At 72.8% G+C, this 21,015-nt stretch carries 18 protein-coding genes; 7 read left to right on the forward strand and 11 right to left on the reverse strand.

What is annotated here, in order from left to right:
- The first annotated feature begins 196 nt into the window (after nucleotides 1-196).
- A complete protein-coding gene (locus ACWEPL_RS37615; RefSeq protein ID WP_363972680.1) occupies nucleotides 197-859 on the forward strand; it encodes a class I SAM-dependent methyltransferase in 663 nt (220 codons plus the stop codon).
- 3 nt (nucleotides 860-862) lie between these two features.
- Here ACWEPL_RS37615 and ACWEPL_RS37620 read toward each other — a convergent pair whose 3' ends face one another.
- Both ACWEPL_RS37620 and ACWEPL_RS37625 read right to left on the reverse strand, forming a co-directional pair.
- Complete coding sequence (locus ACWEPL_RS37620; protein WP_363972683.1) at nucleotides 863-1,591, reverse strand: FHA domain-containing protein; 729 nt, start codon at nucleotides 1,589-1,591, stop codon at nucleotides 863-865.
- Nucleotides 1,592-1,630: 39 nt separating this feature from the next.
- Nucleotides 1,631-2,071: a hypothetical protein gene (locus tag ACWEPL_RS37625; RefSeq protein ID WP_452438985.1), complete on the reverse strand. Its 441-nt coding sequence runs from the start codon at nucleotides 2,069-2,071 to the stop codon at nucleotides 1,631-1,633.
- A 118-nt stretch (nucleotides 2,072-2,189) separates the two neighbouring features.
- Here ACWEPL_RS37625 and ACWEPL_RS37630 point away from each other — a divergent pair, with 118 nt between their 5' ends.
- On the forward strand, nucleotides 2,190-3,656 hold the full coding sequence (locus ACWEPL_RS37630) for a serine/threonine-protein kinase (RefSeq protein ID WP_452438986.1): 1,467 nt from the start codon (nucleotides 2,190-2,192) through the stop codon (nucleotides 3,654-3,656).
- A gap of 17 nt (nucleotides 3,657-3,673) precedes the next feature.
- On the opposite strand, the gene ACWEPL_RS37635 is transcribed toward ACWEPL_RS37630, so the two are convergent.
- The 5 genes from ACWEPL_RS37635 to ACWEPL_RS37655 form a co-directional block, all read right to left on the reverse strand.
- On the reverse strand, nucleotides 3,674-4,009 hold the full coding sequence (locus tag ACWEPL_RS37635) for a hypothetical protein (protein WP_452438987.1): 336 nt from the start codon (nucleotides 4,007-4,009) through the stop codon (nucleotides 3,674-3,676).
- 63 nt (nucleotides 4,010-4,072) lie between these two features.
- Complete coding sequence (locus tag ACWEPL_RS37640) at nucleotides 4,073-4,606, reverse strand: hypothetical protein (RefSeq protein ID WP_452438988.1); 534 nt, start codon at nucleotides 4,604-4,606, stop codon at nucleotides 4,073-4,075.
- A 225-nt stretch (nucleotides 4,607-4,831) separates the two neighbouring features.
- The gene (locus ACWEPL_RS37645; RefSeq protein WP_452438989.1) at nucleotides 4,832-5,005 is read right to left on the reverse strand and encodes a hypothetical protein; all 174 of its coding nucleotides are present in this window, start codon (nucleotides 5,003-5,005) and stop codon (nucleotides 4,832-4,834) included.
- A 325-nt stretch (nucleotides 5,006-5,330) separates the two neighbouring features.
- Nucleotides 5,331-5,531, reverse strand: coding sequence for a hypothetical protein (locus tag ACWEPL_RS37650; protein WP_452438990.1), 201 nt, complete (start codon nucleotides 5,529-5,531; stop codon nucleotides 5,331-5,333).
- Nucleotides 5,532-5,662: 131 nt separating this feature from the next.
- Entirely contained in the window at nucleotides 5,663-7,030 is a 1,368-nt protein-coding gene (locus tag ACWEPL_RS37655) for a sensor histidine kinase (RefSeq protein ID WP_452438991.1), read from the reverse strand.
- 313 nt (nucleotides 7,031-7,343) lie between these two features.
- Between ACWEPL_RS37655 and ACWEPL_RS37660 the strand changes: the two genes are divergently transcribed.
- Nucleotides 7,344-8,279 (forward strand): NADP-dependent oxidoreductase, encoded by a 936-nt coding sequence (locus ACWEPL_RS37660; protein WP_452438992.1) that lies wholly within the window; start codon nucleotides 7,344-7,346, stop codon nucleotides 8,277-8,279.
- Between the two features lie 97 nt (nucleotides 8,280-8,376).
- Here ACWEPL_RS37660 and ACWEPL_RS37665 read toward each other — a convergent pair whose 3' ends face one another.
- Nucleotides 8,377-9,744: an MFS transporter gene (locus ACWEPL_RS37665; protein ID WP_452438993.1), complete on the reverse strand. Its 1,368-nt coding sequence runs from the start codon at nucleotides 9,742-9,744 to the stop codon at nucleotides 8,377-8,379.
- Between the two features lie 82 nt (nucleotides 9,745-9,826).
- Between ACWEPL_RS37665 and ACWEPL_RS37670 the strand changes: the two genes are divergently transcribed.
- Nucleotides 9,827-10,351, forward strand: a complete 525-nt coding sequence (locus ACWEPL_RS37670) for a winged helix-turn-helix transcriptional regulator (protein WP_363972714.1) — start codon at nucleotides 9,827-9,829, stop codon at nucleotides 10,349-10,351.
- A 6-nt stretch (nucleotides 10,352-10,357) separates the two neighbouring features.
- Here the strand turns inward: ACWEPL_RS37670 and ACWEPL_RS37675 are convergent, their stop codons facing one another.
- The 3 genes from ACWEPL_RS37675 to ACWEPL_RS37685 form a co-directional block, all read right to left on the reverse strand.
- Complete coding sequence (locus ACWEPL_RS37675; protein ID WP_452438994.1) at nucleotides 10,358-12,640, reverse strand: bifunctional polysaccharide deacetylase/glycosyltransferase family 2 protein; 2,283 nt, start codon at nucleotides 12,638-12,640, stop codon at nucleotides 10,358-10,360.
- Nucleotides 12,637-13,167 carry a hypothetical protein gene (locus ACWEPL_RS37680; RefSeq protein ID WP_452438995.1) on the reverse strand — a complete coding sequence of 177 codons (531 nt, stop codon included), beginning with the start codon at nucleotides 13,165-13,167 and terminating at the stop codon, nucleotides 12,637-12,639. The genes ACWEPL_RS37675 and ACWEPL_RS37680 overlap by 4 nt, the downstream gene beginning before the upstream one ends.
- A 100-nt stretch (nucleotides 13,168-13,267) precedes the next feature.
- On the reverse strand, nucleotides 13,268-14,746 hold the full coding sequence (locus tag ACWEPL_RS37685; RefSeq protein WP_452438996.1) for an FAD-dependent monooxygenase: 1,479 nt from the start codon (nucleotides 14,744-14,746) through the stop codon (nucleotides 13,268-13,270).
- Nucleotides 14,747-14,820: 74 nt separating this feature from the next.
- On the opposite strand from ACWEPL_RS37685, the gene ACWEPL_RS37690 reads away from it, so the two are divergent.
- The 3 genes from ACWEPL_RS37690 (at nucleotide 14,821) to ACWEPL_RS37700 (ending at nucleotide 21,014) form a co-directional block, all read left to right on the forward strand.
- Nucleotides 14,821-15,480: a TetR/AcrR family transcriptional regulator gene (locus tag ACWEPL_RS37690; protein ID WP_452438997.1), complete on the forward strand. Its 660-nt coding sequence runs from the start codon at nucleotides 14,821-14,823 to the stop codon at nucleotides 15,478-15,480.
- Between the two features lie 247 nt (nucleotides 15,481-15,727).
- The gene (locus ACWEPL_RS37695; RefSeq protein ID WP_452438998.1) at nucleotides 15,728-17,896 is read left to right on the forward strand and encodes a vWA domain-containing protein; all 2,169 of its coding nucleotides are present in this window, start codon (nucleotides 15,728-15,730) and stop codon (nucleotides 17,894-17,896) included.
- A 7-nt stretch (nucleotides 17,897-17,903) separates the two neighbouring features.
- Nucleotides 17,904-21,014 carry a tubulin-like doman-containing protein gene (locus tag ACWEPL_RS37700; RefSeq protein WP_452438999.1) on the forward strand — a complete coding sequence of 1,037 codons (3,111 nt, stop codon included), beginning with the start codon at nucleotides 17,904-17,906 and terminating at the stop codon, nucleotides 21,012-21,014.
- Nucleotide 21,015: the final 1 nt, after the last annotated feature.

The following is a 21,015-nucleotide window of genomic DNA, read 5'->3' on the forward strand; positions in this document are numbered from 1 at the left end:
GCGGGCGATCCGCTCGACCCGCTCGGCTTCCCGGTGACGCGCCATGAGGTTTTGGTGCCCCAGCCAGCTCCCCGGGCTGGGGCATGTCGAGATTATGGCCTTAAGTCCGATTTGTATAGCTTTGGCGAGTAATTTTCCTTGACCGCCCTTGCAAGGACGCCCCTCGATGCCCCGCCGCGGCAGGTATGAATAGATCATGACTGCGCGTTATGACGGCCAGGCCGACTGGTACGACGAGTACATCGGCTCCAGCGCCCACGTCACCACGCAGGACATCGTCGACCTCCTCGGCCCCGGCGAGGGGCCGTGCCTGGACGTCGGCTGCGGCACCGGCCTCTATCTCGACGCCATCCGCTCCACCGGCCGGACCGTCATCGGCCTCGACCGCTCCGCCGACCAGCTGCGACTGGCCCGCCGCCGGGACCCCGCGCCCCTCCTCCAGGGCGACGCCACGGCCCTGCCGTTCGCCACGGGCACGTTCGGCACCGTCACCGCGATCTGGGTCTCGACCGACATCCCCGACTTCGCCGGGCTGCTGCGGGAGGCGGCCAGGGTCCTGCGCCCGGGCGGCCAGTTGCTGTTCTACGGGGTGCACCCGTGCTTCAACGGCCCCCACATCGAATCCCGCGAGGACGGCGCGGTGATCATCCATCCCACGTACCGGATCAAGGGGTGGCACAAGCGCTCGCCGTGGTGGCGCAAGGGCGGGGTCCGGGACCGGGTCGGGATGAGCCACGTGCCGCTGTCCGACCTGATGAACGCCTTCGTCGACGCCGGGCTGGCCGTCGGGCGCGTGTACGAGCCGCAGGAGCGCCCCGTGCCGTCCGTCCTGGCCGTCAGGGCGTTCCGGCCGGGCTGACGCTCAGCGGCCGGGCACCGGCAGCAGGGCCAGGTGCTCGCTGGTCACGAGGTCGAACCTCAGCGCCAGCGACACCAGCGCGTGACGCTGCCAGTCGGCCTTGCCCTCACCGCCCTGCGGGCTTTTGACGTGCAGCTTCTTCTCGGCCAGGTAGCCGATGTGGAAGCCGATGGCGGTACGGCTCAGCTCCAGCTCGGGGAGCCTCTCGGCGATCTCGGGGATCGTCGGTATGCGCGACGTCGAGGGGTCGCGCAGGCGCGGCTCGCACAACGCCACCAGGATGCGGAAGTACTTGGCGTTCTGGTCGAGCGGGTAGGCGACCTGCGTGGCCGCGCCCTCGTCGGCGCGGTGCGGCGGCACATGTACGTGCTGCGGCGCGAACACCAGGAACGAGACCGTGCCGTCGACCGCGGGCAGGCTCACCCTGGAGAACTCGAACGGGATCGGCGCCCCCATCCGCCCCGGCGGCACCTTGACGAACTCCCCGCCCCCTTCCGGGTTCTCCACGACGTACGTCTTCGACGTGCTGAGGTTGGACAGCAGCCAGTAGTCCCCCACCGCGACGATCTCGCCGGCGCGCCGGGAGACCGCGGCGTCGTCCAGCCGGAGATCCACGGGAGAGCCGGGAGCCCCGCGCCCGAAGAGCGCCTGCTCCCCGGGCGCGAGCTCCAGCGAGTACGGCCGGTCGTCGGTAGGCGCCGCCGCCATCTGGATCAAGATGGTGCTGTGCATCCGCGGGACCCTACTCGCGTGCCGGTGAAGGTGTCCAGGTCATACGGGCAACGGCTTGCCACCCGGGCGCCTGCACTCCCGCAGGCCGCCATCGGACTCGTCGTTGCCGCCCCCGCGGAAGTAGACCTCGCTGACGTACCCCCACCTGTCGTTGTCGGCCATGGTGGCCGCCCACCAGTAGTTCCGGTACGAGCCCAGCGTGTAGCTCGCCCCGGCCTTCTCGCACAGGTACCAGTCGTCCCCCGCCGGATCGATGTAGCCGACGATCTTGCCCTTGGCCGGCGACTCGTAGACCGGGATGCTCCCGCTCGGCGACCAGTCGGGGCAGTTCTGGACCGTGTCGTCACCGTGCCGGAACGGCTTCCCGCACGGGCTGGCGTCGCCCGCGGCGGCCGTGGCGCTCCCCGCAGCTGGGCCGGCAACCCCCGCGATCGCCAGCCCGAAGGCCGCGGCGAGCGCGGCCCGTCGGATACTCATCATGCTTTTCCTCCCGATGTCGGTATCCGCGTCGATCCTGCGGGGCGCGGGGCCATTTCCGTAACCTGGTAGCTACCAGGGCGCGTGGACGGATCCACGATGATCGGCGATGATGAGCTGAATGACGGCTCCGTCCCAAGCAGGTCGCTACCGGATCGAGCAGCTCATCGGTGTCGGGGGGTTCGCCTCCGTCTATCTGGCCCATGACGACGAGTTGCGCTCGCCGGTGGCCGTCAAGATCCTCGCCGACAACTGGGCCCGCCGGCCCGACGTGCGCGGGCGCTTCCTCCAGGAGGCGCGGCTGCTGCGCAGGGCCGACTCCCACCTGCTCGTACAGGTCTTCGACGTGGGCGAGCTCGACGACGGCCGCCCGTACTTCGTGATGACCTACGCCGACCGCGGCACGCTGGAGGACCGCCTGTCCGGCGGGGCGCTCACCGTCGACGAGGCGCTCGGCCTGATGCGCGACATCTGCCAGGGCGTGTCCGTGCTGCACAGCATCGGGGTCGTCCACCGCGACCTGAAGCCGTCGAACGTGCTGTTCTGCTCGCGTCCCGAGGGCGGTGAGCGGGTGATGGTGGCCGACCTCGGCATCGCGCGGTCCACCGACCACCTGAGCGGGCTGACGCTGCCCGCGGGTTCGCCCGGCTACCAGGCTCCCGAGCAGCTCTACTTCGACGGCGCGCCGGACGCGCGCGCCGATGTCCACGGCCTGGGCGCGCTGACCTACCACATGCTCACCGGCAGGGTGCCCGCCAAGCCGGAGCAGCGGGTGCCGCCGAGTGCGCTGCGTCCCGAGGTGCCGGAGTCGGTCGACGCCGCCGTGATGCGCGCCCTGGATCCCGGCAGGGAGGCCCGCTGGCCCGACGCCGCCGCCTACGCCGCGGCCCTGTCATCGTCCACCGCCGTGCCGTCGGCGGACTGGAAACCGCAGGTGCGGCCGTCGGGCGGGGAAGCGCATATGCGGCCGTCCGAAACGGGCCGGCGCAGGGTGATCGCCGGGGGTGCGGCGGCCGTCGTGGCCGCGGCCGCCGTCACCGTCGTGGCCGTCAACCTCGCCCAGAGCCCGGACCAGCCCGGCGGCACCCGCGCGGCCGCGAGCACGCCGCCCGCGAGCGGCTCGACCAGCCGGTGGCTGCGGGACGGCTCCGACATCCCCGGCCGGTACCGCGAGCTGATCGTGCAGGCGGGCACGTACTGCCAGGAGCCCGGGCTCAGCCCGGCCCTGATCGCCGCGATGCTCAAGGCGGAGTCCGGCTACGACCCCGGCCTGTCCGATCCGGTGAAGGACGAGTACGGCATCTCCAGGTGGACCCCGTCGGTGCTGTGGTACTGGCAGCCGGGCGGCCTGCAGAGCCCGAAGCCCGCGCCGCCGTTCAGCCCGGAGCTGTCGATCCTGTCGATGGGACGGTTCCTGTGCACGCTGGGCCCCAGGGTCGCGGACCTGCCCGGCGACCCGGCGCTGAAGCTCGCCGCCCTCTACCGCAGCGGCGTCGACCCGCTGAAGCGGGCGGGCGGCATCCCCGAACGGTGGCGCGACTACACCGAGAAGGTCTCCCGCTACATGCACGACTACCGGCCGGACTGAGGGTGCTCGACGCATGCTCAACGCGGGCTCAACATTCCTTGATCGACGCTTTCACCCGTGACCGACCATGCCGCCGCCATCCCGTCCATCGGATTACGTACGCCCGCCGAGTTCGTCGCGGGGCTGCGCAGCCTCAAGGCGTGGTCGGGGCTGACGTACCGGCAGCTCGAAGCCCATGCGGCGGCTGCCGGGGACTTCCTGCCGTACAGCACGCTGGCCTCGGCGTTCGGCCGTAACCGGCTGCCCCGCCGGGAGCTGGTCGTGGCCTTCACCAGGGCCTGCGGCTGCCGTGCGGAGGAGACGGCGGCCTGGCTCGACGCGCACCGCCGCGTCGCCGCCCGGTCCGTACGCACCCCGGCCACCTCACGGCCCGACGACCCGGTCTGGCCGCTGGGAGAGGAGCTGGCCGTCCTCGGCTACCGGCTCATCGTGGCGGCGGCGAGCAGGACCCCCGACCCGATCACCGAGGCCGCGGCCCGCCAGGTCATCGCCGAGCTCGCCCAGATCAGCCCTCCTCCGGCGGTGAGCGTGGACAGCGCCGCGAGCGCGCTCTGCACGGCCAGCTCCCGCCGGTCCAGGCCGCGTTTGGCGGCGTCCACCGACCGCCGCTCGGCGATCATCCGGCCGCCCAGGAAGCCACCGAGGCCGAACAGGCGGATCTCCTTGGCGGCGTCCACGCTGCCGAGCAGGGTGCCGTAGAACAGCTCGCGGCGTTCGGCCGGGCCGATCTCCCACTGCACCCGCGCCCTCCCCCGCGCCAGGCGCAGCTCCGCGACGAGCGCGGGCAGCGCCGAGCCGATCACGACGGCGGTGAACGCGGGACTGATCACCAGGAGCGAGCCGACGAACCCGGCCAGCGTCACAGCCCCGCGTCCGAGGCCGAACAGCGCGTCCACCACGCGGCCCGGCGCGGCGGCGCTCTGCTCGGCCAGCCGCAGCCGGTCGAGCATGGCCGGGTCCTCGAACCTGGCCAGCCCCCGCCAGCCCGCTCGCGGCCAGGCCCGCCGCGAGCGGTAGGAGCACGCCGCCCGTGACGAGGCCGTCCAGGATCAGCTTGGTCAGCCACGCCATGACCACGGGTACGGCCGAGGCGAGCAGCACGCTCGCCAGGTAGGCGAGGAGGGTGCCGGAGGCGGCCCGCCACACCAGCGCCAGGGCCTGTCCGGCGGTCGACCTCACCCGATCGCCACGACCGGCGACCGCATGATGTCGGGCCCGGTCGCGATCACGTACCCCTCGGCGTCCACGACGCAGTACCCGGGGAAGGCGTTGGCCTCGAACGCCCGGCTGACCGGCCCGCCCATCTCCTCCACCACCACCAGCGACACAGGCGCCAGCCGCTCGACCATCTCGGTCGCGCGCCGATCCGCGAGCCGACCGGCAGCATGTCCTGGCCGAGGTAGCGGCGCTGCAGCAGGTCCTCGAGGTGAACGGTGTGCTGCTTGAGCCGTCTGATCACCCCGAACGTCAGCAGCAGATCCAGCAGGCAGAGCGCTGCCACGAGGACCACGGCGACGACGAGCACGGTCATGCTGTTCCCCTTCGTTGTGGGTGGGCGAGAAGAGCTCCACGAGCTCGTCGAGACGGGAGACGATCATGGCGAGCCGGCGCGCCCGGGGCTCACCCGACCGTCACCGCGTGCCGGGCACGGGTGACGGCCGTCGCCCTCGTCGGTCAGCAGTCGCCTCGGGAGTAGCAGTTGCAGCCGGTGCTGCCGATCCTCGGGCAGCACGTGATGTACATGACGCGCGCGCCCGTGGTGCAGCAGCGGGTCTGGCAGTCGGAGCCGCACCCGGGGCAGGCCGCCGCGGCCTCGGCGCGCGGGACCAGGCGCTGGAGCAGGTTGTCGGCGAGTCTTGCGATCATCGCGGTCATCGGGGTGATTCCTTCCCTGTGCTCTGCACGGATGGCTGGAGGTACGGGAACCTGGATGACCTTCACCTTGGCCCGGGTGCCCGGGCCCAACAAGGAATACGCCGTGTTCCGAAAAGTTCCGAACAGCGATGTCAGGAGTGCTCGGGCACCGGGAAGACGGCCACGAAGCGGGCGCCGGGTGAGTGGTCGGCGAGGCTGAGGGTGCCGTCGTGGGCCGCGGCGATGTCGCGGCACAGGGCCAGGCCGAGGCCGCTGCCGCCCTTGTCCTTGGCCCTGGCGGGGGCCAGGCGGGTGAAGCGTTCGAAGACCCGCTCCCGGTCCTGTGGCGGGATGCCGTCACCGTCGTCGGTCACCGTGACGGTCACCTTGTCGCCGTCCACGGCCACCTCCAGGTCGATCCGGGTGGCGGCGTGGCGGGTGGCGTTGTCGAGCAGGTTCGTCAGCAGGCGGTCGAGCTGCAGGGGCGAGCCGTAGACCGGCGCCGAGACGCACAGGTCGGCGACGATCGGCACCCGGCCGCCCGCGCGGCGGTTGACCTGCTCCTCGGCCACGCGGACCAGGTCCACCACGCGGCGCTCGCCGACCGCGCCGGCGTCCAGCCGGGCCAGCATCAGCAGCTCGTCGATGATGCCGGTCAGGCGGTCGGCGGCGGCCAGCGCCTGCTCGCCGGTGGCCCTCCAGTCCGTCTCGTCGGGATAGGCGCTGGCCACCTCCAGCTGGGCGCGCAGGGCCGAGATGGGGCTGCGGAGCTCGTGGGAGGCGTCGGCGACGAAGCGGCGCTGGGTCTCGACCGTGCGTTCGAGGCGGTCGAGGGTGTGATTGGTGGTGGTGGCCAGGTCGGTGATCTCGTCGCCGGTGTCGGGCACGGGCACGCGCCTGCTGAGGTCCTGGCCGGTGATCTCGGCCATCTCGGCCCGTACGCGTTCGACCGGGCGCAGGGCGGCCCCGACCACGGCCCACGCGATGCCGGCCACGCTCAGCAGGATGAGCGGGATGCCGAGGAACATCAGGACTTCCACCCACTTGAGGGCCTTGTCCACGTCGGTCAGCGAGGCCGCCCCGTACACCGTGGTGACGCCGATCGGCGAGCTCACCTTCAGGGCCATGACCAGGTAGTGGGCCTCGGGCTCGGTGAGATGGGGGGACAGCGTGAGCTCGGTCGTGTAGATCTTTTCGGGCTGGTCCGCCCGGAACCTCATCAGGGTCGGGATGTTACTCGCGCCGGGACTGGTCGCGATCACGTTGCCGCGGGCCGAGACCACCTGCAGGAGCTGGACCCGCGACGGGGTCTGCAGCACCGTGTGGAACTCTCCCGACTCCAGCTCGCCGGCCACCCGGCGGACGGCCAGCTCCAGTCTGGTCTGCACGGCCCCGCGCAGATTGGCGGGCGCGGTGGCGAGCGTGATGGCGGCCGTGATGGTGAAGACGACCGCCGCCGCCAGTGTCGCGACCGTGGTCAGCCGCGCCCGGATCGAGCGTGGAAACAGCCGTTTCACCATCTCATTCCGGCCTCCCCGTATCACCACGAGTGACGCTCACCCGCGTACCCCCTTAGCAACATGATGGCTGATCTGCGGATATAGGGGTACCGGGTCGCTGGCGAATACTCTCCGTGTTCAGCGGTGACCGGCCATCGCGCGCCGCGTCCGGGACAGACCATGATCAGCGGGTGCTGGAGGGTGCCGGTTCGGCCGTAGAAGCCATCCGAGCCGCGCTCGTCCGCGTGCGGTACGCACCTCGAAGTGCGTACTTCCCGATAGAGAGCAGCTCTCCTTAGGTTGGTCGCAGCGAAACCTGATGAGGGAGTTATCGATGCGAGCAGTCGTCATTCACGCTTTCGGCGGGCCCGAGGTGCTGGAGGTCGCGGACGTGCCGGTGCCCGCGGTCCGGGAGCGGCAGGTCCGCGTCCGGGTCGAGGCGGCGACGGTCAATCCCGTCGACCTGGCCACCCGGTCCGGGGCGCTCAGCGAGGCGGGCCTGCTGCCGGCCCGGGACGTGATCGGCATCGGCTGGGACGTGGCCGGAATCGTGGACGCGGTGGGCCCCGGCGTGACCGGTGTCGTGCCGGGCGAGCGGGTGATCGGCCTGTCGGACCGCCTCGACGTGCCGCTCGGCACCCAGGCCGAGTACGTGGTCCTCGACGCGGACGCGGTCACCCGCGCGCCGTCGGGCCGTTCGCCGGTGGAGGCCGCGACGTTGCCGCTCAACGGGCTCACCGCGGTGCAGGCGCTCGACCGGCTGGAGCCGACCGCCGGGCGGACGCTGCTGGTCACCGGCGCGGCCGGGGCCGTGGGCGGGTTCGCCGTGCAGCTGGCCGCCGCGCGCGGGCTGCGGGTGGTCGCGGTGGCCGGCGCCGAGGACGAGCCGCTGGTGCGCGGGCTCGGCGCCGAGTGGTTCGTGCCGCGTACGGCGCGGCTGGGCGAGGCCGTACGCGCTCTCGTGCCGGGCGGCGTGGACGGGGCGCTGGACGCCGCGGTGACCGGGGCGGCGGCCCTGGACGCCGTCCGCTCGGGCGGCGTCTTCGCCGCGCTGGTCGCGGGCGGGGCGCCGCTGCCGTTGCGCGGCACCCAGGTGTTCGACCACTGGATCCGCGCCGACGGCGCCCGCCTCGCGGACCTGGTCGCGCTGGTCGAGGCCGGCTCCCTCACCCTCCGCGTGGCCGAGGCCCTGCCCCTGGACCAGGTCGCCGCCGCCCACCGCCGCCTGGCCAAGGGCGGCCTGCGCGGCCGCCTGGTCCTCATCCCCTGAGCCCGCCACGGTCCGACAGCGCGACCTCCTCTGAGCCCGCCACGATCCGACGCCGCGACCTCCCCTGAGCCCGCCACGGTCCGACGGCGCGACGCGCTCATGTGCGGGAGCGGCCGAGGGTGAGGGTGAGGGCGGCGGCGAGGGCGGCGATGGCGGCGTAGGCGATCGTGGTGACGTCGGTGCCGTGCTGCCAGCCGAGCGAGCCGATCGTGGTGGCCATGGCGGCCACACCCAGGGAGGAGCCGACGTACCGGGCGGTGTTGTTGGCGCCCGACCCCATGCTGGCCCTGGCGAGCGGCACGCTCTCGATGGCCAGATGGGTCAGCGAGGCGTTGATGAGCCCGCTGCCGACGCCGCCCACCACCAGGCCGGCGACGACCCGCGTCCAGGGGGCGGCGTCCGCGACCCCGAGCGTGAGCAGGGCTCCGGCGGCGGACAGGAGCAGGCCGAGCGCGAGGCGGACGCCCGAGTGGACGCGCAGGTGCCGGGCCAGCAGGGAGGCCAGGAACGACATGCCCGACCACAGCGAGAACAGCACGGCGCTGGTGAGCGGGGTGAGCGAGCGGGTCACCTGGAGCACGGTCGGCAGGTAGCTCATCATCCCGATGACGGCGATCCCGGTGACGAACGCGCCCGAGGTGGCCACCAGGAAGAGCGGGCGGCGCAGCAGGCCGAGCTCGATGAGGGGCTCGCGGCGGCGGTTCTCGATCAGCGTGAACGCGGCCAGCAGCACGACCGCGGCGGCGAACGACGCGTACACGACGGGCCGGTTCCAGCCCAGCCGGCCCTCGGTGACCCCGGCGAGCAGCGCGGCGGTGCCGAGCGCCAGGGTGATCGCGCCGGGCAGGTCGTGCGGGCGGCGGCGATCGCTGCGCGACTCCGGCAGCACCCGGCCTGCCGCCACGGCCAGGACCGCGCCGGCGACGGCGACCAGGACGTGCACGCCGCGCCAGCTCCAGGCGGCGGCGATCGAGCCGGACAGCAGCGGCCCCAGGGCGATGCCCAGCCCCAGCATCGCGCCGTAGCGGCCGGTCACCCGGACGCGGTCCGGGCCGCCCGGGTAGGCGTGGCCGAGCATGCCCAGGCTGCCCGCCAGCATGGCCGCGCTCGCCCCGCCCTGCACCAGCCTGGCCACGACGAACATCGCGGTGTTCACGGAGAGCGCCGCCAGCAGGGCTCCGGCGGCCAGCGCCCAGGTGCCGGCGACGTAGGCGCGCCTGCGCCCGTGGTCGTCGGCGAGCCCGCCCGCGACCAGCAGGAGCGCGGACAGGCCGAGCGAGATCGAGTTCAGCATCCAGGCGGGACCGGTGGGGCCCGAGCCGAGGTCGGCGGCGGCCTGGGACAGCGTGACCATCGGCACCGTGTAGTTGACCAATGCGAGCAGCGCGGCGGCGCAGGCCGCCACGGCCACCGTGCCCGCCGCGTGCGGGGCCGTCGGGGCGGGAGCCGATCGGGTGAGTGTCACGGCGTCTCCCTGGTTCATTCATTGAACTATGCAGGCACACGCTAACACGCCAAGGTTCAATGAATGAATTACCCTGGGGGTCATGGCGCTCGGCAAGAACTACGACGGCCAGGACTGCTCGCTCGCCCGCTCTCTGGAGCTGGTCGGCGAGCGCTGGACGATGCTCGTCGTCCGCGACGCCCTGTACGGCGTGCGCCGCTACGGCGACTTCCTGGCCCACCTGGACATCCCGCGGGCCGTGCTGTCCCAGCGCCTCGCCACGCTCGTGGACGCCGGGGTCCTGCGCCGCCACCGCTACCAGGAGTCGCCGCCGCGCGAGGAGTACGTCCTGACCGAGATGGGGCAGGAGCTCTGGCCGGCCGCCCTCGCCCTGAGCAGCTGGGGCGAACGCCACCTGTCGGGCAAGCCGCGGCGGATCTTCTGCCACGTGCCCTGCGACACCAGGATCGACGGCTACGGCATGTGCCCGGCCTGCGGCGTCCGTCCCGAGCTGACCGAGATCGAGGTACGCCCCGGCCCCGACGCCGACCTCCTCCGGGACGACCCCGTCAGCCGCGCCCTACGGCGTCCGCACCGCATGCTCGAACCCCTGCCGCACACCGCCTGACGCGTCTCACCTCGCGTCCGCGAACCGCTCGGCGCCGTCGATCCCGTGCGGGGCCGGCGCCGCGGGCCCGGAGTCGCTGAACGTGCCCTCCCGCCGTACGGTGTGCCAGCGCAGCCGCACGCCCAGCAGGGCCGTCGCCAGGGACTGGATGACCACGAGGTACATGAGCTGGCGGTAGACGAACTGCTGGAGCGGCAGCACCCAGAGCGCGGAGGCGCGTTCTCCGTCCAGGCGGAGCGCGTACCAGCCCGTCAGCGCCTGCACCACCACGAAACCGGCCCATACCGCGACGACCGGGAGCGGATCGCCCAGAACCGTGTTGTAGATCGCCATGAGGTCCACGACGGGGGCCAGCAGGGGCAGCAGCACCTGGAACAGCGTCAGGTAGCCGAGGCAACGGCGGCCGAACGGGCCGGGCCCGAGGACGGCGCGCCGATGCTTCCACATCGCCTGCAAGGTGCCGTAGCACCAGCGGTAGCGCTGCTTCCACAGCTGGCCGAGCGAGGTCGGGGCCTCGGTCCAGGCCAGGGCCTTCTCCTCGTAGACCACGCGCCATCCGGCCCGGCACAGTGCCATCGTGAGGTCGGTGTCCTCCGCCAGCGTGTCCGTGCTCACCCCGCCCAGGGCCACGAGCGCCGAACGCCGGAACGCCCCGATCGCGCCGGGCACGGTGGCCATGCAGTCGAGCAGCTCGAAGGCGCGCCGATCGAGGTTGAAGCCGATGACGTACTCGATGTGCTGCCAGCGCCCGATCATGCCGCGCCGGTTGCCGACCTTGGTGTTGCCGCTCACCGCGCCGACCGCGGGGTCGGCGAGCTGGCGGACCAGGTGGCCGATCGTGGCGGGTTCGAAGACGGTGTCGCCGTCCACCATGACGAGCAGCTCATGGGCGGCCTGGGCGATGCCGGTGTTGAGCGCGGCCGGCTTGCCGCCGTTGGGCCGGCGGATCACCCGTACGCCGGGCAGCCCCAGCGCCTGCGCCAGCTCGGCAGTGCCGTCGGTCGAGCCGTCGTCGACGACGAGGATCTCGAGCGGGCCCTGGTAGGTGGTCTCGACCAGCGACCGCACCGTCGCCTGGATCCCGGCCGCCTCGTTGTAGGCGGGCACGATCACGGTCACCGGCGGGGGCGCGGACCACACGGGCGCGCGGCCCTTGCGCCGCCTGCCGCCCCTGTTGCGGGCCGCGTGCACCCAGGCGAGCACGGCGAAGAAGCCGAGCCGCCCCACCGTGAGCGCTCCCGCGGCCAGCAGCACCCATGCCAGCACGCCGGCGAACGCCTCCGAAGCCCGCTGGGCCAGGTTGAGCGCGGAGCCGGCGAACCGTTCCGCGCCGCCGGCCGGCTGGTGCGCCGAGGGCATGCCGAGCGCCTTGGTCACCGTGACGGCGCGGTAGCCCTTGCCGGTCAGCTCCCGCAGGACGGCCCCGACGGCCTCGACGGTCTGCCGCCGGTCACCACCCGAGTCGTGCATCATGACGACGGCGCCCCGGCCTCTGGCCGGCAGCGAGGACGCCACGATGCTCGCCGTCCCGGGGCGGCTCCAGTCCTTGGTGTCGAGGTCCGTCAGCGTGACGAGGTAGCCCTCGGCCGCCAGGGCCTTCATGCCGGCCCACTGCGGCCCGGAGATCGCCGCGGGGGTCGAGGAGTACGGCGGGCGGGCCAGCGTCGTGTGCAGCCCGGTCGCCCCGGCCAGCGCCCGCTGCGTCAGCGACAGCTCCAGCTTGAGCCGCCAGGCGGGCAGCGCCGCGAGGTCGGCGTGCGAGTAGGTGTGGTTGCCCAGCTCGTGCCCCTCGGCGACGATGCGCCGCGCCAGCTCGGGGTATTGCGCCACCTTGGAGCCGACGGTGAAGAAGGTGGCCTTGGCGCCGTACTTCTTCAGCATGTCGAGCACCTGCGGGGTCCACGCCGGGTCGGGGCCGTCGTCGAACGTCAGCGCGATGGTCCTGGCCGGCAGGCGGGCGCTGGCGGGCCCGTTCGCCGTGATGTTGAGGACGGGGCCGCCGCGCCGTGCCCTCTCCAGCTCCGGCGTCGGGGAGTCCGTGGAGGGCGGGGGCGCCTGGGTCTCACCGCTGACGTTGGTCACGTACCCGTTGAGCACCAGCGCGGCGGCGGCCAGCAACATGCAGACGGCGAGCGGGAACCAGTGGCCCTTGGGGTCGGCCGGGGGTCTCGCGGTCGGCGCGGGCGGGTCGTGCGGCCGGTCGTCGCCTTGCCGGGCGGTGTGGTCCTGCCAGGCGGGGAGCGGCGCGGCCGGCCAGACCAGCTTGTCGCGCTGGGGTGGGCCGTTCACTTCTTCGGGCCCTTCGTCCGGTCCGGATCGAGTCCCGGCGGCGTCCTGGTCTGGCCGGGCGCCTCGTTGTCCGTGGGGCCGGTGGTGGGATCGGACGCGGGATCCGTGGTGGGGTCGCTGCTCGGCGCCGGATCCGTGCTGGGCCGTGGCGTGGGCCGCGCCTGCTGCGGCGACGACTGCCCGGACGTCGCCGACGGCCGGACCTGGCCGGTGGCTCTGGGGGTCGGCCGGCGCGACGGCGGGCGTGTCGTCTCCGGGCGGGTGGCGGAGGGGGTCGGCCGCTCGGACCGCTTCGGCGAAGGCGTCGGCGTGCGATCCGGCGAAGCCGTGCCGTCCGCGGCTCCTGAGCGGTCGCCAGGCCAGCCGTTCACCGAGAGCGTGGTGCTGGAGAACATTCCGGCGAGCACGACGGCGAGCAGCGCGAGAGCCAGGACGCTCGCGGCGATCGAGCCGATCATGATCAGCCTTCGACGCCGTCCGCTCTGGTTGACGAAGACGGCTGTCGTGTTCTGTTGCTCAGGAGGCACGCAGAAATCGTAGTGACAGGGAGCAAACTAGAGAAACTAGGGCATTCTTGACATCAACCTCAAAACCACCAGACACGCCCAGTCAAGGCCGCGGTGGCGGTCAGGGCCTCAGCCACGTGCCGAGGGCGGCCGTCAGCGTGACCGTGTCGGCGGGACCGGGGCCGGACGCCCACGCGACCGCTCCGTCCGGCCGGACGAGCGCCGCCGCCAGATCGTCGCGATCCTTCACGGTCGCCTCGACCACGTCCAGCGCCCCGCGCCACGGCTCCGCCGCCCGCTCGACCTCCGGCTGCGACGGCGCGTGGACGAGCAGCGCCCGTCCGCCCCCGCACAGCTCCGAGATCGTGCGGGTCTCCCCCGGAGTCGTCACCAGCCGCAGGTCCGGGCAGGCGCGGCCGGTCAGCGGGTGCGTGGCCGGGTACGGGAACGCGTACCGGGTGCCGAGCCCGTTCAGCATCCGGCCGAAGTAGCGGTTGACGTCCGGGAGGTCGAGCAGGTCCGACACGATGTCGCGCATGGCCGCCACGTGCTCTCCCGGCAACGACAGCGCGGACTGGGCGCGCGTGTTGTGCAGGACGGCGGCGCCGACGGGGTGGCGTTCCGCCGTGTAGGTGTCGAGCAGCCCCTCGGGGGCGCGCCCGGCGACGGTGGCGGCGAGCTTCCAGCCCAGGTTGACGGCGTCCATGAGGCCGAGGTTGAGCCCCTGGCCGCCGTTCGGCGAGTGGACGTGGGCGGCGTCGCCGGCCAGCAGGACCCGGCCGATCCGGTACGTGGCCGCCTGGCGCGCGCCGTCGGTGAACCGCAGCGGGCCGCGCACCCGCGCGATCTCGACGTCCACTCCCGTCACCCGGAGCAGGCTCCGGCGCATCTCCTCGGCGGTCAGCGGCAGCCCGCGATCCTCGGGGAACCCGTCGAACTCGATCGTGGCCACCATCCCGGGCGCCCGCATCAGCCTGCCCGTGGAGGTCCAGCCCGATGCGGGGAGGCGGTCGAGGCCGGGGGCGTCGGTCAGGACCCGCCGTACGACGCTCGTGGGCTCGGTGCCGGGGAAGTCGAACCCGGCCCGCTTGCGCACCGTCGAGCGTCCCCCGTCGCAGCCGACCAGGTACGGCGCGGAGAACCGCCGCTCCCCGGCCGGGGTGGCGACGGTGACGGTGACGCCGGAGTCGTCCTGGGCCAGGGAGACGACCTCGCATTCACGCATCACGGCACCCTCGTCTCCAACGAGCGAAGCGAGGACCCGTTCGAGGTCCCGTTGCCAGATCGGCGCGCCGACCCGGTCCGGCTCCTCCTGCAGCGCGGGATCGATCTTGAAGATCTGCGCGAAGTGCCCCTTCTCGCTGCCGTGGTCGCGCGCCTTGTCGGCGAGCCCCTGCTCCCGGTACGCCTCCAGGGCCCCGCCCAGCCCCCGGCGGCGCAGCGCCTCGGCGGCCAGCGGGCCGATCCCCCGCGCCTTGGGCTCGGCGCTCGGCTCGGCGAGCCGTTCCAGCACCAGCGGCCTGGCTCCGGCGAGCCGTAACTCGGCGGCGAGCAGCAGCCCCACGGGCCCGGCTCCGACCACGATGACGTCGGCGTCCATTGTCGCTCCCTAAACTAGACTAGACCGTCTCGTCTCGTAGACTAGCCCCCATCCGGAGAAAGTGGGTACAGACCATGGCCGAGCACGGCCCGCGACGCTCCCCGGCCAAGCGCCGGGCCATCCTCGACGCCGCGATCAAGGTGTTCACCGACCAGGGGTACGCCCGGGCGAGCGTGGACGCCATCGCCGCGGTGGCGGGGGTGGGCAAGCAGACGGTGTACGGCCATTTCGGGGACAAGGAGCAGCTGTTCCTGGCCGCGATCCAGGAGGCCAGGTCGGCGGTGAGCGCAGGCGACGCGGACGGCACGGCGGACATCGTCCTGAGCGGGGATCCGCGCGAGGACCTCACCGCGCTCGGCGGGCGGATCCTCGACATCGCGCTCTCACCCCGCGTGTCCGCGCTGCACCGGCTGACCATCGCGGAGGTGGCGCACCATCCGGAGCTCCAGCGCACCTGGCGAGGGAGCTCGGCGTCGGCGGACCGCGCGGTGGTGGACTACCTGCGCGACTGCGACGCCGACGGCCGGCTGCGGGTCCCGGACCCGGCCAGGGCGGCGCGCCAGTTCTCGTACCTGGTGATCACCGAGGGACGGGTCGAGACGGCGTACGGAATGCTGCCGCTGCGGCCCGAACGGCGGCACGCCATCGCCGCCGACGCCGCCGACCTCATCATCCGCGCCACCACCCCTGACAGGAAATGCCCCTTATGTCGGCTTTGTGAGTCAAGTGACTAATGTGGCTAATGTGACCAGCGGATTCACAGATCGCTCATCTGCCGCCTGACCCGCCATTTCTCCCCTTAGGATTGCCATATGTCTGCGTCGAGGCTAAATTTCGGACCCCATTAATCAGACTTCCATTGCGTCCATAACTGCGGCAGAAACTTCTGGTGGCCTCTCTCCGTTCTGCGGATAGGTAAAACGGCAACTGTGAGGAAATGTGCGCGTCACTTCATCCCTCAGGTCCCTTCTCGCCCTGGCCGTGACCGCTGCTGTGGCGCTCTTACCTACGGCCGCGAGCGCTTCACAGCCCTCCGACGTCAAACCCGTCCGCGTGGTCGTCCTGGTCGACGAGTCGGGCAGCCTGTCCGGCCAGGACGTCGCCCGTGAACGGGCCGCCTCCCAGCTCATCGCCCTCAGCGAGCTCTCACCGCAGTCGCAGGTGGCCGTGGTCGGCTTCGGCAGCTCCAACGGCCCGGGCCAGGCGGCCGTGGACATCGCCTGCCCCCTGACCGGAGTGGAGACGGCCCAGGACCGCGAGTCGCTGAGCCGGTGCGTGGAGAAGCTGCGCCGCCGTAACAGCGACGAAGGCGGCGACACCGACCACGCCGCCGCCCTGGAGCAGGCGCTCGACATCATGAACGCGCCCGACGACCAGCAGCGGGCGAAGATCGTCTTCTTGCTGACCGACGGCGTCCTCGACGTCAGGAACAGCCCGCAGTACGGCGCCGACGCCCAGGCGCGCAACCGCAACGCCCGGGCGCAGATCGACCGGAGCCTGCGGGACGCCGAGAAGGCGCGCGTGCAGATCTGGCCGCTGGGCTTCGGCTCGGCCGACAAGACGAGCCTCGACGCCTTCGCCGCGGGCGGCTGGCGGCAGCCCTGCGGCGACCAGGAGACGGCCACGCCCCGCGCGAGGGTGGTCGCTACCTCGGCGGACGTGGAGCGATCGCTGCTGGAGGCGTTCGCCTACGCCCGGTGCGCGGGCATCGAGCAGTCGGTCACCGACTCCCTCGAGCCGGGCGCCACCGTCGACCTCCAGGTCAACATCCCGATCATCGCGACCGACGGCTCGATCGTGGTGGTCAAGCGCGACCGGCGCATCCGGGCGACCTACTTCGACCCCGACGGCAACCAGGTGCCCAAACAGGGCGAGCAGAACGACTCGACCTTCCAGGTCGCCGGCGAGGCCGGCCCGGTCGAGTCGCTGCGCATCCGCAACCCGCTGCCCGGCAAGTGGCGGGTCCAGCTGACCTCGCCGCCGGGCGTCAGCCGCCAGGACGTCAGCGCGACCGTCGTCTGGCAGGGCGCGCTGCGCGCCTCGATCTCCCTGAGCAACCCCCGGCCGCGCCCCGGCGAGCAGGTGGCCGTCCGGCTGCGCCTGCAGACCAGGACCGGCACGATCACCGACCCGGCGGCGCTGGAGGGCCTGCGCTTCACCGCCCGGATGTCCGGCGACGGCTTCCAGGAGCTCCCCGTCGACCTGCGTGACACGGGCGACGGCCCCGACCGCGCCCAGAGCGACGGCGAATACTCCGGCCAGGTCACCATCCCGGCCACGGCCACCGGCGCCCTGTCCTTCCTGGGCAAGGTCACCGGCCCGGGCGTGGCCGGCGACGAGCGCCCCTACGCGACGCGTGTCGCCGGGCCCGCCGACCGGCTCCGCGCCCAGGTGCAGCTCGACGCGGCCACCGTCGAGCCGGGCGGGGAGGTCGCCGGCACCGTACGCGTGACCAACGACGCCGAGCCCGCCCAGCTCGCCCTGCGGCTCGTCGACGTCCCGGGCACGGTGAGCCTGTCCGTCCAGCGGCTCCAGGCGCCGGCGGGCGCCTCCGAGCACGCCGTCAAGCTGCGGATCGGCGCGGAGGCGCCCAAGGGCCCGGTCGGCGGCTCGGTCCAGGTCGTCGACGCGGCCGGGCAGGTGGTGGCCGAGGAGTTCGTCGACGTCGACGTGCAGCCGCCCACGCCGCTGTGGCAGCGGCTGCTCCAGGCCCTCCTGATCCTCCTGCTGATCCTGGCGGTGGCCCTGCCGCTGCTGCTCCTCAGGAGGCGCGCGCGGATGCGGGCGGCCGATCCGAGCGAGCTGACCTTCTACCTCTTCGAACGGCCGGGCGAGCCGTACGTCAGCAAGATGCAGGCGCCGCTCGGCGAGGGGCCCGAGTTCACCTTCAAGATCTCCGCCGGCCGCCTGGTGCGCACGTTCGGCACCGGCTACACGGCCCGCCGGGGCGGCGGCCAGACCGTCCTGGTCCGCGACCCGTCCGGGCAGGAGCTGGAGCCGCTGCGCCCGGGACGCCCGATCCCGCTGACCGGCGGCGTGTTCCTCGGCGTCGACGACGCCCGGGGCAAGACCGGGGAACACGTGTACGGCTCGCGGGAGCCGTCCCAGAGCGGGACCCACAGACCGATGCCAGGCGACGACCTGATTTGAGGGGCGCATGAGGATCTTCGATCCGATGATGTTCGTGGGGCTCGGCGGCACCGGCTGCCGGGTCGGAGTGGAACTGGAGCGGCGGCTGCGGGACGAGCTGTGCGGTCCGGACGGCATGGACCTGATCAGAAACTTCAGCTGGCAGAACTACCAACCCTACGAATTGCCCTCCTGCCTGCAGTTCGTCTACGTCGACCTCAACGAGGCCGAGCTGACCCGCACCCGGCGCCGGGTGGTGCCGACCGAGCGGGAGTTCCCGGCGGCCGCCCGGACCGCGCACCTGATCCACGACGTGGTGCCGAAGTTCGACTCCTACCCGGAGGTGGCCCGCAGCCTGCGGGCGACGTTGAGCGACCACGTCAAGGACTGGCTGCCGCCGCGTGAGCAGGAGCCGCTGGTCGCCCCGCTGATGCGCGGCGCCGGGCAGCTGCCCACCGTGGCCAGGGCGGCGCTGTTCGAGCGGATGCGGCACGGCCCCGGGCCGGTGGTGCAGGGCATCGACGACGCCATCGGCGCGATCAGCAACTCGGGCGGCGAACTCGCCGGGCTGGGCGGCCGGCTCCGACGCACCTGCGACGTCTTCGTGGCCTACTCGGTGGCGGGCGGCACCGGCAGCGGCATCTTCTACGACTATCTGCACCTGATCGGCGACGCCTTCGCCCGCAACCAGATCAGGGCGCGGATCTACCCGCTGGTCGTCATGCCGTCGGCTTTCGCCGAGGGCAAGGGCGGCGGCCGCCGGGCCCGCCTGAACGCCGGCGCCGGCCTGCTGGACCTGTTCCGGCTGGTCGATGACCAGAACGCGCCGCACGCCGGCACGCAGATCGACGAGCAGGGCATCGCCGGCGAGCTCGGCGTGCGCTACCCGGGCAGGGGCGAGGTGCGGCTGGCCACCGGCACCGTGCAGACGGCGTTCCTGTTCACCATGCCGCCCGGCGTCGAGCGGGACGACCTGCACCGCTCGATCGCCTCCCTGATCGTCTCGCTGGCCGGCACCCAGCCGCACGCCACGGGCGACGGCGGCGGCATAGAGGACCGCGGCGAGTCCTCCTTCGCCGACGACTTCATCAACCGGGCCGTGGAACGCGAGGTGGCGGCGGCCTCCGGCATCGGCAACCGGGGCGTCTCGACGGCCTTCGTCTCCTCCATGACCGTCCCCGTGGAGGAGCTGGCCGACCTGGTCAGCTCCCGGCTGCTGGCCCGCGCGGTGACGCAGCTCGAAGCCGTGCCGCCGGGCGCCGCCGAGAGCAACATCGACGAGATCCGGCGCATGTTCACCACCACCAACCTCGAGCCGCTCAACACCCGCGAGCCGCTGCCGCTGCCGGACGTGCGCCCCGCCACCGGCGCGGCCGAGATCCAGAAGTCGCTGGCCAACCGGATGCGGGCGATGGAGGACAACCTGGCCTCGCTCGAACGGCAGCTCAACCGCATCGTGCCGACCCTGGCCCAGGAGCTGGACGTGCGCCGCGGCGCGCTCGAAGCGCTCGGCCAGGTCGACCCGTTCCGGCTGCGGCGGGTGGTGGTCGGCCTGCCCGGCGACGTGCACGAGGCCGACCGGCTGGGCTTCGCCGGGCTCCTGGACCACCGCAGGGCGCAGCCGCGCAAGCCGTACGACAACATGACCGAGGCCCCGCCGCAGCCCCGGCCGATGCGCGACCGGCTGCTGCGCAAGGTGCAGTGGACCGACCCCGAGGTCCAGGCCTCGATCGCCGACCAGGACGCCTGGTACCTGTGGCGCAGCCAGGGGCTCTGGCACCGGGCGTGGGCCGACCAGATGCCGCGCTGGGAGCCGCGCCGCAAGCAGCTCATCCGCGAGGTGCGCGAGTTCACGCAGGTCTTCGTCGAGCACGCCGAGGCCGACGCCGAGCGCTTCGCGCGCCGGGCCGGCGAGCTCTACGAGACCCGCGTGGGCGTCTACCACCTGCTGCCGCCCGCGGGCGCGGAGTCCTTCTACGACGCGGTCGTCCGCCGTTTCGTCGACGTCTTCGTCTCCCGGCAGCTGCTGCGCCCCACCGACGGGGAGGCCGCCGTGGCCAACGCGCTGATCGGCCCGGACGGCTGGCGGCACGCCTACGACCTGGCCTGGCGCACGGGCAAGCCGGCCGACGCGCTCACCTGGGTGCGCGACCGGATCAAGCTGGAGGTGAAGAAGCTCTTCAAGGACCAGGACGAGGCCGCCGCGCTGGGCGAACAGCCGCTGCTGCCCTCCCTGGCCGACATCCTCGCCCAGGCCGCCTCGGGCGGCGGCGACGACCCGCACGTGCGGCAGTTCCAGCTCAAGCTGGCCGACCTGGTGCCGGGCGGCTTCACCCCCGACGGCACCGGCGACCTGAAGGTGCTGGTCTCCTATCCGGCGCCGGCCAAGGACCCGGCCCTCGAACGGTTCCTCAAGGACCGGATCGACCTGCCGGGCGTGCCCGACTACCGCAACATCGACGCCGACTCGGTGACCGTGGTGCAACTGCGTACCTCGATGAGCGTCACCCAGGTCCGCGAGCTGCGCGAAGTGCTGCACAGCTGGGCCGACGCGCTGCGCGACGAACGGCCGCAGGACCACCTGAAGTGGCGCCAGCGGCTCGGCTACGACTTCGGCTACCTGGCCACGACCGAGGAGCACCGGGTCCGGATCCTGCACCGGCTGCTCTGCCTGCTCTGGAACGGCCGGGTCAGCGTGGTGGAGGGCGAGCTGAGCTCGCCGGCGCGGATCCGGATCGACGTCGAGGGCGGCTCGATGACGCTCCCGCTGACCGGGTACGGCAAGGCCTCCTCCTGGCCGAGCATGCTGCGGGCCTACGAGCAGTGGGTGATCGGCGGCGACGAGGAGTTCCGCAGCCTGGTCAGCGAGCAGCTCATGAACGCCACCCCGAAGGGACTGGCGGGCGCCCCCACCGTGCCGGACCCGCTCTACCACCTCGTCACCGGCATGTCCGCCGACCAGCTCGGCCTGCTGGAGATCATGGTGCCCAAGCTGCCGTCGGGCGCGCGCAACCGGGCCGACCAGCTGATCGCCTTCTGGGCGCACACCCTGCCCGCCGCCCTGGACCTGCCGTTCGAGCGGGTCGCCGAGGCGGTCGCCTACAACCTGCGCGACCTGGACGCGCTCCTCGGGGAGTGAG

The organism is Nonomuraea sp. NPDC004186, from assembly GCF_053603495.1.